15 protein-coding genes are annotated in these 15,320 nt (G+C 55.3%); 7 read left to right on the top strand and 8 right to left on the bottom strand.

Features of this window, described 5'->3' with window-relative positions:
• Positions 1-14: 14 nt before the first annotated feature.
• The 7 genes from osmV to B9Y90_RS06510 all read right to left on the bottom strand — a co-directional run bounded on the left by osmV (position 15) and on the right by B9Y90_RS06510 (position 7,641).
• Positions 15-1,160: an osmoprotectant ABC transporter ATP-binding protein OsmV gene (gene osmV / locus B9Y90_RS06475; protein ID WP_085540644.1), complete on the bottom strand. Its 1,146-nt coding sequence runs from the start codon at positions 1,158-1,160 to the stop codon at positions 15-17.
• A gap of 242 nt (positions 1,161-1,402) precedes the next feature.
• Positions 1,403-2,041 carry an osmoprotectant ABC transporter permease OsmW gene (osmW, locus tag B9Y90_RS06485; RefSeq protein ID WP_085540645.1) on the bottom strand — a complete coding sequence of 213 codons (639 nt, stop codon included), beginning with the start codon at positions 2,039-2,041 and terminating at the stop codon, positions 1,403-1,405.
• A gap of 9 nt (positions 2,042-2,050) precedes the next feature.
• Positions 2,051-2,956: a glycine betaine ABC transporter substrate-binding protein gene (locus B9Y90_RS06490; RefSeq protein ID WP_085540646.1), complete on the bottom strand. Its 906-nt coding sequence runs from the start codon at positions 2,954-2,956 to the stop codon at positions 2,051-2,053.
• 18 nt (positions 2,957-2,974) lie between these two features.
• Entirely contained in the window at positions 2,975-3,691 is a 717-nt protein-coding gene (gene osmY / locus B9Y90_RS06495; RefSeq protein ID WP_085540647.1) for an osmoprotectant ABC transporter permease OsmY, read from the bottom strand.
• A gap of 312 nt (positions 3,692-4,003) precedes the next feature.
• Positions 4,004-4,630 (bottom strand): Tat proofreading chaperone DmsD, encoded by a 627-nt coding sequence (dmsD, locus tag B9Y90_RS06500; protein WP_085540648.1) that lies wholly within the window; start codon positions 4,628-4,630, stop codon positions 4,004-4,006.
• Positions 4,631-4,719: 89 nt separating this feature from the next.
• Complete coding sequence (gene ynfE, locus B9Y90_RS06505; protein WP_085540649.1) at positions 4,720-7,161, bottom strand: selenate/tellurate reductase subunit YnfE; 2,442 nt, start codon at positions 7,159-7,161, stop codon at positions 4,720-4,722.
• A gap of 207 nt (positions 7,162-7,368) precedes the next feature.
• The gene (locus tag B9Y90_RS06510) at positions 7,369-7,641 is read right to left on the bottom strand and encodes a DUF1161 domain-containing protein (RefSeq protein WP_038472878.1); all 273 of its coding nucleotides are present in this window, start codon (positions 7,639-7,641) and stop codon (positions 7,369-7,371) included.
• A 106-nt stretch (positions 7,642-7,747) separates the two neighbouring features.
• Here B9Y90_RS06510 and B9Y90_RS06515 point away from each other — a divergent pair, with 106 nt between their 5' ends.
• The 7 genes from B9Y90_RS06515 to paaY all read left to right on the top strand — a co-directional run bounded on the left by B9Y90_RS06515 (position 7,748) and on the right by paaY (position 14,537).
• Entirely contained in the window at positions 7,748-8,458 is a 711-nt protein-coding gene (locus B9Y90_RS06515; RefSeq protein WP_085540650.1) for a YnfC family lipoprotein, read from the top strand.
• A 256-nt stretch (positions 8,459-8,714) separates the two neighbouring features.
• The gene (locus B9Y90_RS06520; RefSeq protein WP_139827357.1) at positions 8,715-10,133 is read left to right on the top strand and encodes an ATP-binding protein; all 1,419 of its coding nucleotides are present in this window, start codon (positions 8,715-8,717) and stop codon (positions 10,131-10,133) included.
• The gene (locus B9Y90_RS06525) at positions 10,120-10,782 is read left to right on the top strand and encodes a response regulator transcription factor (RefSeq protein WP_085540652.1); all 663 of its coding nucleotides are present in this window, start codon (positions 10,120-10,122) and stop codon (positions 10,780-10,782) included. Before B9Y90_RS06520 ends, B9Y90_RS06525 begins: the two co-directional genes overlap by 14 nt.
• Positions 10,779-11,597, top strand: coding sequence for a DUF2861 family protein (locus B9Y90_RS06530; protein WP_085540653.1), 819 nt, complete (start codon positions 10,779-10,781; stop codon positions 11,595-11,597). Before B9Y90_RS06525 ends, B9Y90_RS06530 begins: the two co-directional genes overlap by 4 nt.
• Positions 11,598-11,685: 88 nt before the next feature.
• On the top strand, positions 11,686-12,873 hold the full coding sequence (locus tag B9Y90_RS06535; RefSeq protein ID WP_085540654.1) for a glycoside hydrolase family 5 protein: 1,188 nt from the start codon (positions 11,686-11,688) through the stop codon (positions 12,871-12,873).
• A 126-nt stretch (positions 12,874-12,999) separates the two neighbouring features.
• The gene (paaX, locus tag B9Y90_RS06540) at positions 13,000-13,926 is read left to right on the top strand and encodes a phenylacetic acid degradation operon negative regulatory protein PaaX (protein ID WP_085540655.1); all 927 of its coding nucleotides are present in this window, start codon (positions 13,000-13,002) and stop codon (positions 13,924-13,926) included.
• A 14-nt stretch (positions 13,927-13,940) separates the two neighbouring features.
• Positions 13,941-14,537, top strand: coding sequence for a phenylacetic acid degradation protein PaaY (gene paaY, locus B9Y90_RS06545; protein WP_085540656.1), 597 nt, complete (start codon positions 13,941-13,943; stop codon positions 14,535-14,537).
• A gap of 72 nt (positions 14,538-14,609) precedes the next feature.
• Here paaY and azoR read toward each other — a convergent pair whose 3' ends face one another.
• A complete protein-coding gene (gene azoR, locus B9Y90_RS06550) occupies positions 14,610-15,215 on the bottom strand; it encodes an FMN-dependent NADH-azoreductase (protein ID WP_008459208.1) in 606 nt (201 codons plus the stop codon).
• Between the last annotated feature and the right edge of the window lie 105 nt (positions 15,216-15,320).

The raw sequence follows: 15,320 nt of genomic DNA on the forward strand, positions 1-15,320 counted from the left end.
GCGCATCAGGTTGATTAACTTTGTTGAATATTCAACGCCCGACGGGTGCGGCCCGAGCTGAGATAATCGGCAATATAATCCTGTGAAATCTCCCCGCTGTAGCGGCCTTCTTCATCGGTGATCGGCATCCAGACCATATTGTGCTCATAGAGTTTAGAGAGCACGATGCGCAAGTTTTCTTCTGCGCGGCCGGTGACGCGGAACGGGTGAATGAGGTCGGTACAAGTGCCTGCCGCGCCTCGTGCTTCACGCCGCTTAACGAAGCCCAGCGGTTTACCTCCGGCGTCAACGACGGTGATGGAACGCATGTCGTTGTCGTCCATGGTGGCGAAAGCTTCTGCCAGCGGCGTGGATTCACGAGCCGTAATCGTGGGCTGCTGGTCGGTCACATCCCCGGCCTGCACCAGCAACAGACGCTTCAACGTGCGGTCCTGGCCAACGAATGATCCGACGAAGTCATTGGCCGGTTTTGCCAACAGCTCGTCCGGGCTGGCGCATTGTACAATTTTACCCTGACGGAAGATCGCAATCCGGTCACCCAGCTTTAGCGCCTCGTCGATATCGTGGCTGACCAGCATCACCGTTTTCTTCAACTGACGCTGCATCTCCAGAAACTCGTTCTGGATCGTTTCGCGGTTAATCGGGTCCACCGCGCCAAAAGGCTCATCCATCAGCAGCACCGGAGGATCCGCCGCCAGGGCACGAATCACCCCGATACGCTGCTGCTGGCCGCCCGACATTTCGCGCGGATAGCGGTTAAGGAAGCGGTTAGGATCGAGGGCGACCATGCTCATCAACTCCTGGGCACGTGCTTTACAGCGGGCTTTGTCCCAGCCCAGCATACGTGGCACAACAGTGATGTTCTCTTCAATCGTCATGTTCGGGAACAGGCCGATTTGCTGGATAACGTAGCCGATGTTGCGGCGCAGGGTGACGGTATCCAGATCGTTGGTATCCTGACCGTTGATTAGAATCTTGCCGCCGGTAGGTTTTATCAGGCGGTTGATCATTTTCAGGGTGGTGGTTTTGCCGCAGCCGGATGGGCCGAGCAGCACGCACATTTCACCTTCGGGCACGTTCAGACTGATGTTGTCGACAGCGTTAAAAGTCTGGCCATTTTTCTGTACAAATTGTCGCGTGAGGTTTTCAAGTTTTATCATTATCAGGTCCTCTTTGGCGCTGGTCTCAGCGCATTAATTCATAAGCTTGCGGCGGGAGTCTTCACACTTCTGCTTAAGTCGTTGCACCGCGTCCGGCAGCATAGGCGCGGTCATCATATGGTGATAATTCATGCACTCGGGGGTGTTCTGAGGCGGTTTGGGCGCTGGCCGGGTGGAGCAGGCAGTCAGCAGTACCAAAGATGCAAGCATGAAGAGTCGGGCGAAATGCATAGCGGCCTCTTTTACCATTTAGTGAAATGCAGCTGCAGGCGATGCAGCAGCCAGTCGAGCACGATGGCTAACAGGCAGATCATCACCGCCCCGGCAATCAGCATGCGGATATCACTCCCACCGATACCGTTAAGCAGCAGCAAGCCCAGGCCGCCCGCACCAATGACGGCAGCAATGGCCATAACGCCAATGTTCATCACTACAGCGGTTCGAATTCCGCCAAAAATCACCGGCAGCGCCATAGGAATTTCCACCCAGCGCAAGCGCTGCCAAAAGGTCATGCCAATACCTCGCCCGGCCTCACGTAACCCCGGCGGCAGACTGTCCAGTGCGGTGTGGGTGTTGCGGACAATTGGCAGCAGCGAATAAAGGAATACCGCCGTTACCGCAGGCACTACGCCAATACCCTGACCGATCAGCGAAAACAGGGGAATCATCAGGCCGAACAGCGCCACGGACGGAATGGTGAGCAAAATAGTGGCAAAGCCGAGTATCGGCGTGGCTAGCCATTTATGGCGCACGATAAGAATGCCCAGCGGTACGCCAATCAGAATTGCGAGCCCGACGGCAATCAGCACCAGCCACAGGTGATGCAGGGTGAGGGAACCAATATAGCCAGCGTTATTAATCATATAGTGTAACGTTTCCACGATACCTCCTCAGAGCAAGCCTTTCTGCTGCAGGAATTCACGGGCCACCTGCTGCGGGGTTTCATGGTCGATATCAACTTTAGCGTTCAGGGTTGTTATCACCTCGTTGTTCAACTCGGACGAAAGGGTGTTCAGCGCCTCCTCAAGCCCTGGATGTGAGTCCAACACGTCTTTCCGTACGACAGGCGTGACAGCGTAACTTGGGAAGAAGCCCTTATCGTCTACCAGCGCTTTCAGGTCAAAGCCCTTCATTCGGCCATCGGTGGTGTAGATCAGACCGGCGTCAACAAATCCGTCGCGGATGGCGTTATAGACAAGACCGGGGTCCATCTGGCGGATCTGCGGGCGGTCCAGCGGCATGTTGTAAACCTGCTGCAGTGGCTTCAGGCCATCGCTGCGCCCGGCAAACTCCAGATCCAGGCCCAGCATCCAGTTATGTTTCGGGTCTGTCTGGCGAATATGTTCAATGCGCTGCACCAGCTGTGACATCGTGGTAATGCCTTCCTTTTCTGCCCGTTCGCGCTTCATGGCAAAGGCGTAAGTGTTGTTCATCTCCGCCGGTTTAAGCCAGACGAGGCCAAGCTTCGCGTCCAGTTTTTTGACCGTGTTGTATGACTCTTCCGGCGTCATTCGCTTATTGATGTGGTTGAAGATAATCAGCGAGGTACCGGTGTACTCCCAGGTCATATCAATCTGTTTATTGATCATCGCATTGCGGGAAATCACCGTGGCAATATTGGTCTGCGGCGTGACCTGGAAGCCCTTTTTAGCCAGATACTGCGTGGTCATGGCCGACAATATATGTTGCTCGGTAAAGCTTTTGGTCGCCAGAATCAGCGGTGCGGCCTGGGCCTGCATGGCGATAAGGGAGGCTGCGGCAAACGCCGTCGTCAGCATCCGTGAAAGCAGTCTCATAAACGCTCCTTGTTGTTGTTATTGGGCGGTGTGGGGGCTGAGCATCCGGCCCAGGCTGGCAAGTGCCAGGTCGAGGATCAGTGCAAACAGGGCTGTCGCCACGGCACCGAGTATCAGCGTCGGGAAATCGTTCAGGTAAATCCCTGGGAAGATAAGCTCCCCGTAGCTGCTCGCGCCGATAAGAAAGGCTAGCGGGGCGGTGCCCACGTTGATGGCGGTGGCAATCCGTACGCCAGAAAGGATCACCGGCCAGGCGTTAGGGATTTCAACCTGGCGCAGCCGCTGCAGTTTGGTCATGCCAATCCCGTTGGCGGCTTCGATAAGTGACGTCGGGACGCTGCACAGCCCGGCATACGTATTCCGGACGATGGGAAGCAGTGAGGCGAGGAATAGGGCAATGATCGCCGGTTTGTCGCCAATGCCGATAATCACCATTGCCAGGGCTAACACCGCCAGCGGCGGCAGCGTGTTGCCGATGTTGAAAATTTGCATGACATACTCGGCCCAGCGGCGCGCGCCAGGACGGCTGAGCAATATTCCGCTAGGAATACCGACCAACAGGGCGAGCGCCATTGAGCTGAATACCAGAATCAGGTGCTGCTGCCCGAGATAGAGTAAATCGACCTGCCGGGCTTTAAGGGTGTCGAGGCCGATGCCCCAAACCACCAGAGCAAGCACTAAAATCAGCGCCACCAGTCCAAGTAAAAACCGTGTTGCGAAGGATGTGTTTTGCATTGCAGTGTGTCTCCCTGTATGCACGCGTTATCGCCGCCGGGGAGGCGGCCTGTTGTTATGCCATGTGTCGGCAGGGTGTCTGGAGCTATAGCAACGCAGCGGGAAGGATTCCAGTTTAAGAGACAATTAAGAGGCTAATGATTTAGCCGATAAACTGATGTTCAGGCCTTATGGCTTCTGGCCTGTGGACGAAAAGTAAAGATTTGTCTTAAAAATGTTAACGTAAGGTGACGTTGTCACATTGGATAAGTGCAGAAACCCTCGTTTTTTCAGGAAACCGGAGATATCCGGCTTCCTGAAAGCCCAGGATTCTTAGAAATGGAGTTCTTTACTGGCAACGGGCATCAACATGCCGTTTTGCCAGCCTAATAGCGTCAGTTTTGCCAGCTCACCCAATCCACGATAGAAATCATTTGCCGCGTTTTTGGTAAACAGGCTCAGATAACGATCGGCCCAGGGCAGCAGATGCCAGGCCAGCAGCTCATCCAATGGCTGCTGCTGCCCCTGGTCGGCCAGCCAGGCCGCCAGCATCAACATTAAGCCAAAATGATCTTCAGGCTCGTTTTGTTCCGTCTGTGGGGCAAAGCTCTGGGTCCGCATCCACTGGCGAAGTTCGAGCAGCGAGTCGCCAAACAGCACGTTTTCTTTGTCGAGGTATACGGAGCCCCACGGCGGGGCCGGAAGCGCATAAGGGCCGATAAACAGGCGCTGGAACTCTTCTTTTACCGGCGTGGTCTTGTCCGCCTGGCCCGCAGCCATCAGGGGCGCAACTGAGGACAGCGTTGGTGCCTGGAACGGCCATTCGCTCACCCAGTCCGGTAAAGCAAGCATCGCCATCAGCGAAGCACAGTCCGGATGATTGGGGGCATGATAAAACAGGGCTCCGAGCACCCGGCCGCTAAGGGCTATCGCGGGCAGACGTTGTTGTTCAGAGAGCATTTTCATTCCTTTAGTCGGGCACCTGGCTCCACTTTACGTCGCTGGGGCCAGGTGAAAACAGGCAAAGCGGCAAGCCTTTGCCATTACGTTTAAATCTTCTTAATTTCAACCAGATTGGTGTGCTGCGGGTTGCCTTTTGCCAGCGGCGAAGGGCGGTGTGTGGTCAGCGTATTAATGCAGGCGCCGTGGTCAATACGGTCGCCGTTCATGTCGGCGTCGTGCCAGGCGCCCTGGCCCATCGCCGCAACGCCCGGCATAATGCGCGGGGTGACTTTCGCCTCAATATGCACTTCACCGCGGCCGTTGAACACGCTGACTTTGTCGCCATTGGCAATGTCGCGACGTTTGGCATCGAGTGGGTTAATCCAGACTTCCTGACGCGCGGCAGCCTGCAGGACGTCGATGTTGCCATAGGTTGAGTGGGTTCTGGATTTGTAGTGGAAACCAAACAGCTGCAGGGGGAACTCGCTGCGCTGCGGAGAGTCCCAGCCTTCAAACGTCGACGCATACACCGGCAGCGGGCTGATAGTTTCGTCTTTTTCCAGCTCCCAACTGGCGGCAATTCCGGCGAGCTTGCTGGAATAGATTTCAATTTTCCCGGACGGCGTTTTGAGTGGGTTAGCCTGAGGATCTTCGCGGAATTTTTTGTAGGCGACAAAATGGCCTGCCGGATCTTTACGCTTATAAATGCCCATCGCTCGCAGTTCTTCATAGGCAGGCAGTGCCGGATCTTTTGCCAGCATTTTTGCGTACAGATATTGCAGCCACTCGCGCTGGGTTCGCCCTTCTGTGAAAGCCTGATGTACCTCGTCGCCCAGCCGCTTAGCCACTTCGCTCATCATCCAATAGATAGGCTTGCGCTCAAATTTAGGCGCGGTGGCGGGCTGGATGAAAATCAGGTAGCCCATATTGCCTGCGTAATCATTAGGAATGATATCTTCCTGCTCGACGGTCATCAGGTCCGGCAGCAGGATGTCGGCATATTTCGCCGACGAAGTCATAAAGTTTTCTATCACCACAATCATTTCGCACTGCTTTTCATCTTGCAAAATGGCGTGGGTTTTATTGATGTCGGAATGCTGGTTAATAATCGTGTTGCCAGCGTAATTCCAGATGAACTTGATCGGCACATCCAGCTTATCTTTCCCACGTACGCCATCTCGTTTGGCCGTCATTTCGGGCCCGCGGGAGATGGCGTCCGTCCAGCTGAAGCAGGAGATCTGCGTTTTTACCGGATTTTCCAGCACCGGCATACGTTCAATGGTGATGGTGTAGGTTGATTCACGTGCGCCGCTGTTGCCGCCGTTAATCCCTACGTTACCGGTCAGGATCGGCAGCATGGCAATGGCACGTGAGGTCAGCTCGCCGTTGGCCTGGCGCTGCGGTCCCCAGCCCTGAGCAATATAGGCGGGTTTTGCGCCTGCAATTTCGCGAGCCAGCTTGATAATTCTGTCCGCCGGAATACCGGTTATCCGGGAGGCCCACTGCGGCGTTTTCTCTGTCCGGTCATCGCCTTCACCTAAAATATAGGCTTTGTAGTGACCGTTGCGCGGAGCCTCGGCCGACAGGGTTTTCTCGTCATAGCCGACGCAGTATTTATCCAGGAAGGGCTGATCGACCAGATTTTCACCGATCATGACGTGGGCGAGCCCGGCCACCAGCGCCGCATCCGTTCCGGGGCGAATAGGGATCCATTCATCTTCCCGGCCTGCGGCCGTGTCGGTATAGCGCGGGTCGATAACAATCATGCGGGCGTTTGAACGTTCGCGAGCCTGTTCAAGGTAATAGGTAATACCGCCGCCGCTCATACGCGTTTCTGCTGGATTATTGCCGAACAGGACGACAAGCTTGCTGTTTTCGATATCCGAAGTGCTGTTGCCGTCATTGCTGCCATAGGTGTACGGCATAGCGCAGGCGATTTGCGCCGTGCTGTAGGTCCCGTAGTGGCTCAGAAAACCGCCGTAGCAGTTCATCAGCCTGGCGACCAGCGAGGCGTAAGGGGAAGAGCGGGTGATGTTCCCGCCGACCACGCCGGAAGAGTAATTAATGTAGACCGCTTCGTTGCCATATTTCTCTACGGTCTGCTTCAGGCTGCGGCTGACTGTCTCCAGCGCTTCGTCCCAGCTGATGCGTTCAAATTTACCTTCACCCCGTTTGCCTACGCGCTTCATCGGGTAATTCAGGCGTTCCGGATGGTTGATCCTGCGGCGGATGGAACGCCCGCGCAGGCAGGCGCGGACCTGGTGATCGCCATAGGTATCCAGGCCGGTATTGTCGGTTTCCACCCAGTAAACCTCTTCGTCGCGGACGTGCAGCCGCAGGGCGCAGCGGCTGCCACAGTTAACCGAACAGGCTCCCCAGACAACTTTGTCTTTATTTTCTGGCGTCAGGGCGTCGGCAACCGCGGCGGCGGCGCTACGCATGCCAAAAGGCAGCGATATACCGCCTGCGGCGAGGGCCAGGCCGCCAATGGCCGATGATTTTACCAGACTGCGGCGGCTAATCCCGCCAGGATGATTGAGGTTCGACATCGCTCTCTCCATGACTTTTTGTCGTGTGGAAGACGTTATTATTTATGTTTTTTTGTGGATCGGTGATTGCTGAGGCTGCCCATAAGGGGGCACTCGGGGGAAGAGTGTTACTTAATTAGGAGTAGACGTTATTAACGTCAGTCAAAGTTGCGGTGGTTGAGGGAAAATAGATGCGGGAAAGCAGGGTGCGAAGCACCCTGCAGGTAATTATTGCGGTTCATTTTCTGGCGCAGCGCCGCCCGCGATACGGGTATAAACGATTTTTTGCGTGTCGTTTGCACAGTGGCCGACGACCTGGCCGCCGGCTTTGTCTGCCTGATCGTTCGGTACGATAGTGAGCGAGAAGCCTGACTCAGGCACACCGTTGTTGATAATTTTCTGCTGAATGTCCGCTTTCACCTTTTCGCAACTGCCCTGTGCGGCCAACGCCGGGGCGGCAGCGATCAGCAGTATCGTGCTTAACCAAACGGTACGTTTCATCATCTCTTCCTTATGTTGAGTTGAACGTTAAGAATAGCGCTTTTAGTGTAAAGTGTTGTATTTGCTTATATCATGTTATGACATAAAAACAGGAGAGCGGCAAAACGTGAAGAAAATCATTACCCTCGGTGCGCTGGTTTTGAGCCTTGTTGGCTGCGATAACTCGACGTCGCCGCAGGCGTACACGCCGGAAATGTCCAGTTTTTCTAACGAATTTGATTTTGACCCGATGCGTGGCCCGATAAAGGATTTTAGCCAGACGCTGATGAATGAGAAAGGCCAGGTCTTGAAAAGGATTAGCGGTACGCTGTCGGAAGAAGGTTGCTTCGATACTCTGGAGTTTCACGATCTGGAGAACAACAGCGGGGCATCGCTGACGCTCGATGGAAACTACTATGTTGATGCGGTCAGCCTTGAAAAACGAGTCCGCCTGCAGGGGAAATGTCAGCTTGCCGAACTGCCTGCCGCGGGCATCAGCTATGATACCGACGACAACGACTTTGTTACCTCCGCCAAAGGCAAAGATGTGCTGGTCACCTATCAGTACGACAGCGAAGGCTATCCGCTAGGGAAAATCACCAAATCGAAAGACAGCGAGCTTGCGATCGTGGCGAAAGCGGGCGTCGATAAAAAGAAAAAGCTGGATTACAGCGCGACAACCAGCCTGAATGGCAAAATCATCGGTGTCGCAAAGCAAAGCTGTGATTATGACAGCCATTTCAACTCGCTGTCCTGCGATCTGGAAATGACGGATGATTCCGCCACGCCGCCAAAGGTGGACCATTACACCATTAAAAATACGGTGGAGTATTATTGATCGCGTCGGTGTTACAAATGCCGGATGCCACAGTGACATCCGGCATAGGAAGTTAACCAAACAAACGGGATAACCAGCTGCGTTTCGGTTGTTCTGGCGGTGCGAGGGGCATTCCCCTGATCAATGGCAGCGGCTCGCTGGCGATTTCGCAGCGTGGCCCGTGCGCAAATCGAAGCCTTTCTTGTTGCGCAATCGTCGAGATAACTATGTTGGCAACAGAGCTGCTTTGCGAACCTTCTCAAGTAAGGTCATTCTCGTGACTAGGCGAGCTGTAGCGCTTTTCCGTTACGTTATGCTTTGGCTATGCGCTGCCCTTTGGCTGCATTCCGGCTCAGCCAGTGCCGCTGAACTTGGCGATAATTTGGCTGAATTTAGCGCGGCGTTAGATCAATCGACCCCTGCGGCTCAGGTCTCGCTGCAAACACTGCAACAGCTGGATACTGCACTGCTCAAGCCCGCATCCATGTATCCTCAGTTTCAGGCCTGGTCACTGCCGGAACTCACGGCGTTTTATCAGCTGGATAAGCGCTGTGTCAGCGAGGTTGGGCAACCAGCCTCTGTGAAATCATTTATTGCGGCGTTATGCCAGCCGAACATTCCGTCTGCATCCTGGTTTGCTGCACATCCCCTTTATCCACTTGGGGGAAGTAGTGCCTGGCAGTATATCTTGCGTCATCCAGAAGCGGCAGCTGCACTGAAAAACTCGCTGCACGTGCGGGAAAGACCGGACGATCTGGCGGGCATTGGCGCACTGTCCGATGATAATCTCGAGGCGTTGCTTGGGGGGCAGCACTGGTTGCTGCAAAACGGCCAACTCTGGCGATTCAGCCAGCAGCACTGGCGTCGCTATGAGGCAAACGCCTGGCAGCCTCTGGCTCGACAGTCCGGTATAGAACTTGTCAGTGCCGGAGGGCGCTGCGATATGCGGGCAGGGGCGCTGTGCGTCAATGCTCGTGAAGGCTATCGCGATATCTGGCGCGGGCTTTTTGGCCTGTTGACGCTGTTTACCGTGTTGGGATTAATATGGCTGGCCTGGCAGCGGCGTCGGCAGCGCGAGCGTCAGCGATTTATCACGCAAATGTTGACCCACGAACTGCGTACGCCCATTGCTCAACTGAGCAACGTTGTCGAACATTTTCGCCGCGACTTCGACCAGTTGCCGGAAGGTGCCCAGCTTAATTTTGTGGCCCTGGCCGATACGCTACAGCGGATGCGTCAGATGGCAGAAACCAGCAAGCACTACCTGATTGCGGAGCATCAGCGGGAGGCACTGGAAACACCCACTCAGGTGCAGCTCAGCGACTGGCTCGATCACCTTTGTGCGAATCGGGACGGGTTGACGTACTGCCTGGACGAAAACATAGCCGTGGGCGTGTCATTCTACTGGGGCAGCCTGTGTCTGACGAATTTACTGGATAATGCGTTTCGTCACGGGAAGCGTCCTGTGCACCTAACGGTCCATAAAAGTAGAACGCACCTTATTTTTCAGGTCAGCGATAGCGGAAATATCACTCAAAATCCGCTGCTGAACAGCCGCCGTTTACGCTGGTCAAACAGCAGCCTTGGCCTGGGGCTGACCATTGTTCAGCGGGTTGCTCGCCGCCTTAATGGCCGGTTGACGTTCAGCGCCGCGCCAACCACGTTTACCCTGGAGTTACCGTATGATCCCGAATAAAGCGCATTCTTTATTGTTGATTGAGGACGATATCGCGCTGGGTGAAGGGCTGGCGGCATTTTTGCAGCAGGAGGGCTTTATCTGCCGCTGGCTGCGAAGCAGTGAGCACGTCCTCGACCATTGGTATCAGGCGGATTTGGCGATTCTCGACCGTCAGCTTCCCGAGGGCGACAGCCTCCGCTTTTTGCCACAGTGGCTGGCAAAAAAAGCCCTGCCGGTGATCGTGTTGACGGCAAAAGTGAGCGTTGAAGAGCGAGTGGCGGGGCTGGAGGCCGGGGCTCGGGACTACCTGAGCAAGCCTTTTGCGCACGTAGAATTACTGGCTCGCATCCGGGCACAGCTTCGCCCCCTGGGTGACGGGCTGCTGGTCTGCGGGGAACTCAGCTTACTTCCGGCCCGGCATGTGGCAAGCTGGCAGGGAAAAGAAGTCGCGCTGACGGCAACCGAATTTGCGCTGCTGGCGATGCTGATGCAGATGGCGGGGCGCGTGTTTACCCGGGACGAATTACTCAATCAGGTCTGGGGCTATCAACGTTTTCCGTCAACCAGAACCGTCGATACGCATGTTTTACAGCTACGGCAAAAACTGCCGGGTCTGCCAATTGCGAGCGTGCGTGGGATTGGCTATCGGTTGGAGTTGGCTGCATGAAGTTGCCTCTGTCCGCGCTGCCGATCATCGCCACTTTCAGCGTCGGCGCGACGTTGCCCCAGACGCCGCTGGAGCCCGTATATCATCAGCTGTTTAATCAGCGTAGCGATCTGGCTAACAGTCAGTTGGTTGATGTCTGGCCGCGGCTGAACAGCGAGACACAGCGGCAGGCCTGGAAAGAGGCGCTTAATGCCGTGGTCAGTCGGCAATGCGGTAAAGACCTTTCTACGGCGGTTCCTGAGTGGCTGGACGACTTAACGCTTACGTTGATGCAGCGTGACATGCCGCTTAACCGAATTTATCGCATTACCCTGAGTGGAAACAGCCCCCGCCATGATATTAGCGCTGCCCTGATGCTGCCTGATGGCAAAAAAGCGTTCGCCGCCATGCCGGTGCAATATGAAGCGGAAGGTGAATTCCGGGTCGAAAGCGAAGAGTTTACTCAGCCACTGAGCGAAGGGGTTTATGTGCTGACCGTGTCGAGCGGCGGGCAGCAATGGCAGCAGCCTCTGGCGTTACAGGGCGTGGGTGGGTTAACGCAAATCCAGCTTCACGATCGTGCCATCAAGATCAATATACCGCAGGTGTCTTCTGCTTGCCCCAAACCCTGGCTTGAACAAACGCTGCTTAATCGTAGCGACTATAACCAGATTTGGTGGGCGAAAAGCGACCAGCTGACGTTGGTGCCCTGGCCTTCGAAGTCAGTCGAAAGCGTATGGGCCACGGTGGCCGTGGTGAGTGCGGAAAACCGGGGCAGCGTGGCGATAAGAACCGAGCATCGCCTCGCTGATCCGTTGGCGACGATGAAAAACTAAGGCCGACAACGTTATCCTGACATTCCTCTGACAATCTGCGACCACGAACCGGCAATACTGCTGCCTCTTTCATCACGAGGTATTTGCCATGAAACTCAAAGCACTTTTCGCGGGGCTGACGCTGCTCTCTATTTCCGCTTTTGCCATGGACAGCATTGCCTTCTGGGACTCGCCGCAGCACGGCGGCAACAGTTTTAACCGTCTACCGCCCGATCAAGCCTATTTTACCGCCCTCAAAGTCTACGGTGCCAGCTGGGTACGGCTCTCGTGGGACAAATGGCAGCCGGAACAGCGTGATTTTTTGCTGGGTAATGCCGACCACTATCAAGGGCTGATGACGCAGGATCTTCGCACCCTCAAAGAGACGCTGGCGCGTGCTCATGCCGCCGGGCTTAAAGTGGTGATTACGCCGCTTTCGCTGCCTGGTATGCGCTGGGCACAAAACAATGATGGCCGGTTTGACGATCGGCTGTGGCAGGATAAACGCTACTGGCAGCAAAGTGCCCAGTTCTGGCGCGACCTGGCGGGGCAGCTAAAAGATAACCCGGCGATTGCCGCCTATAACCTGATTAATGAGCCAGCGCCGGAGAAGCGGGGTGGCCTGCCGGAACATGCCTCGCTGGACGAAATGAAAGCCTGGTACAAAGCACACCAGGGCACGGCCAGAGACTTGCCGGCGTTTTATCAAACCGTGATCAAAGCGATTCGCGAAGTGGATAAAACGACGCCCATCATGGTGGATAGCGGCTGGTACGCCGCTGCCGATAGCTTTAGCTACTGGCCTTCCGCCCTGAGTGACAATCGCGTGCTTTACAGTTTTCATATGTACGAACCTTACGACGCAACCAGCGCGCCAAACCTCAAACGCCTGAAGCCGTATGCCTATCCCGGCGTTGTCCCTTTTGGCGGCAAACAGGAAAAATGGAACGGGGAGCGCGTGGCCGGATATTTGCAGCAGCCGTTCTGGTGGGCTAAGCAGCGAGGGGTGGCGCAGAACCGCATGGTGGCGGGGGAATTTGGCTGTATGCGTCAGCTGGCCGGGTGTCGCCAGTATCTCGAGGATGTCCTCAGCTCGCTGGATAAAACGCAGGCACACTGGGCGTTCTACAGCTTTCGCGAAGACGCCTGGGACGGCATGGATTATGAGTTGGGGAAAAGCAAAGTGCCCTGGTCCTACTGGCAGGCGATGGATGAACATAAGCCGGACACTTTACCGCGTCATTCCACGCCTGAGTTTGAGCCGATTAGCCGCCGGCTGGAGTCGTCAATACGCTGATTTATGCGTTACGCTTTGACGATAAACTGGATTTTTTTTGAATCATAATGGCCAATTCAATGTGGGTCGTCCGCTTTATTATGCTATGTTTTTTCTCTGAAATTCCCATAGCGGCAATGAGGCAGGATGAGCAGCAAACTCGACAATTTTATTCAGCAGGCCGTCAGCGCGGTGCCCATTAGCGGCACGTCGCTGATTGTCTCTTTGTACGGCGATGCGCTGGCTCATCGCGGCGGCGAAATCTGGCTAGGTAGTCTGGCGGCGATGCTGGAGCCTTTGGGATTTGGCGAGCGTTTTGTGCGAACGTCGCTTTTCCGCCTGAATAAAGAGGGCTGGCTGGACGTGGAGCGAGTGGGGCGCCGTAGTTTTTATCGCCTGACCGATATGGGCCAGAGAATGACCCGCCGCGCCGAATCGAAAATTTATCGCGCCGGGCAGCCCGCCTGGGACGGAAAGTGGCTGCTGCTGCTTTCTGAAGGACTGGAAAAAACCACGCTGCAGCAGGTGAAAAAACAGCTTATCTGGCAGGGTTTTGGGGCGCTCGCGCCGAACCTGATGGCTTCGCCCTCGCAAAACCTCGCGGACATTCAAAGCCTGCTGCATGAAGCGGGGGTGGCTGAACAGGTCATCTGTTTTGAGGCTGAATCGCCGCTGCAAACGTCCCGCGCTGCACTGAGATCACGCGTAGAAGAGTGCTGGCTGCTGACCGACAAAAACGAACGTTACGCTGAATTTATCAACTCCTTTCGCCCGCTTTTACCGCTGCTACGTGAGGCAGGAAGCGATGAGCTAACGCCGCAGCGCTGTTTTCACATTCAACTGCTGCTGATCCACTTCTACCGCCGAGTCGTACTGAAAGATCCCCTACTGCCGGATGAGCTACTGCCGCCGCACTGGCTGGGGCAGAACGCCCGCCAACTGTGTATCAATATCTACCAGCGGGTCGCCGCCGGCGCGCTGACCTACGTCAGCGAGCTGGGGGAAACCTCGGTGGGTGATTTGCCCGCCCCGGTTAGCGGTTACCAGAAACGATTCGGTGGACTCACCCTCTAAAATAAGGAGCCTGTATGTCCATTTATCAGATTGATGGTCTTACGCCTGTTGTTCCGGAAGACAGCTATGTTCACCCGACTGCGGTGCTGATCGGCGATGTTATTCTCGGGCACCGTGTTTATATTGGCCCCAATGCCAGCCTGCGCGGTGATTTTGGGCGAATTATCGTTGAAGATGGTGCGAATGTGCAGGATAACTGCGTAATGCATGGCTTCCCTGAACAGGATACCGTTGTTGAACAGGACGGCCATATTGGTCACGGAGCCATTCTGCACGGCTGCCGGATTGGCAAAAATGCGCTGGTGGGCATGAATGCAGTGATCCTGGATGGGGCGCAAATTGGTGAAAATTCCATTGTCGGCGCGGCGGCTTTTGTTAAAGGCAAAGCGGAATTCCCGGCAAATACGATGATCATCGGCAGCCCGGCGAAAGCGATACGTGAATTACGGCCAGAAGAGTTAGCCTGGAAGAAACAGGGCACGAAGGAGTATCAGGATTTAGTGATTCGCTGCCAGCAAACGATGCATCAGGTGGAGCCGCTGCGGGAAGTTGAGGCGGGGCGAAAGCGTTTGGTGTTCGAGGATTTGCACCAGCCTAAGAAGAGTGGTTAATTCCCCTCACCCCGACCCTCTCCCTTTTAGGGAGAGGGTTAGGGTGAGGGTCAGTCACCCAGAGAGCAAATCTTACGCCGCAACGATGCTGTCGATAGCCGCTTTCGCGTCAGTCTGTGCTTTAGCCGCCACTTCCGGGCCATAGCCAAAGCCTTCAGCAAACACGTAGTTCACGTCGGTGATCCCGATGAAGCCCAGGAACACATTCAGGTAAGGCACCAGCAAATCGGTTGGGGTATCTTTGTGGATCCCGCCGCGGCTGGTCACAACCAGAGCACGTTTACCGGTCACCAGGCCTTCAGGGCCTTTCTCGGTGTAGCGGAAAGTCACGCCAGCGCGAGCCACCAGGTCGAAATAGTTTTTCAGCTGAGTAGGGATGTTGAAGTTATACATTGGCGCGTTGAAGACAATCACGTCGTGCGCTTTCAGTTCGGCAATCAGCTCATCAGACAGTGCCAGAGCTTCCTGCTGACGTGGGGTCAGCGCGGCATCGGAAGGGCGCAGAGCACCGACCAGTTCGCCATCCAGTACTGGAATTGGGTTTGCCGCCAGGTCACGAACGGTGATTTCGTCAGCGCTGTGTTTTTCACGCCATTGTTCAACAAAATAGTCGGACAGCTGGTTGGACTGAGAGTAACCTGCCAGGATGCTGGATTTCAGAACTAATACTTTGCTCATGGGGTGATTCCTTAGTGTTTGGTCAGTCGGACAGTGTGCCCGTTTGCTAGGACTTACTGTATTCACAATCCGATTGCAGAGATAGCGCAATATATCGAACCCTAT

The sequence above is a fragment of the Cedecea sp. NFIX57 genome (genome assembly GCF_900177785.1).
In the GTDB taxonomy this organism is placed as follows: Bacteria; Pseudomonadota; Gammaproteobacteria; order Enterobacterales; family Enterobacteriaceae; genus Cedecea; species Cedecea neteri_C.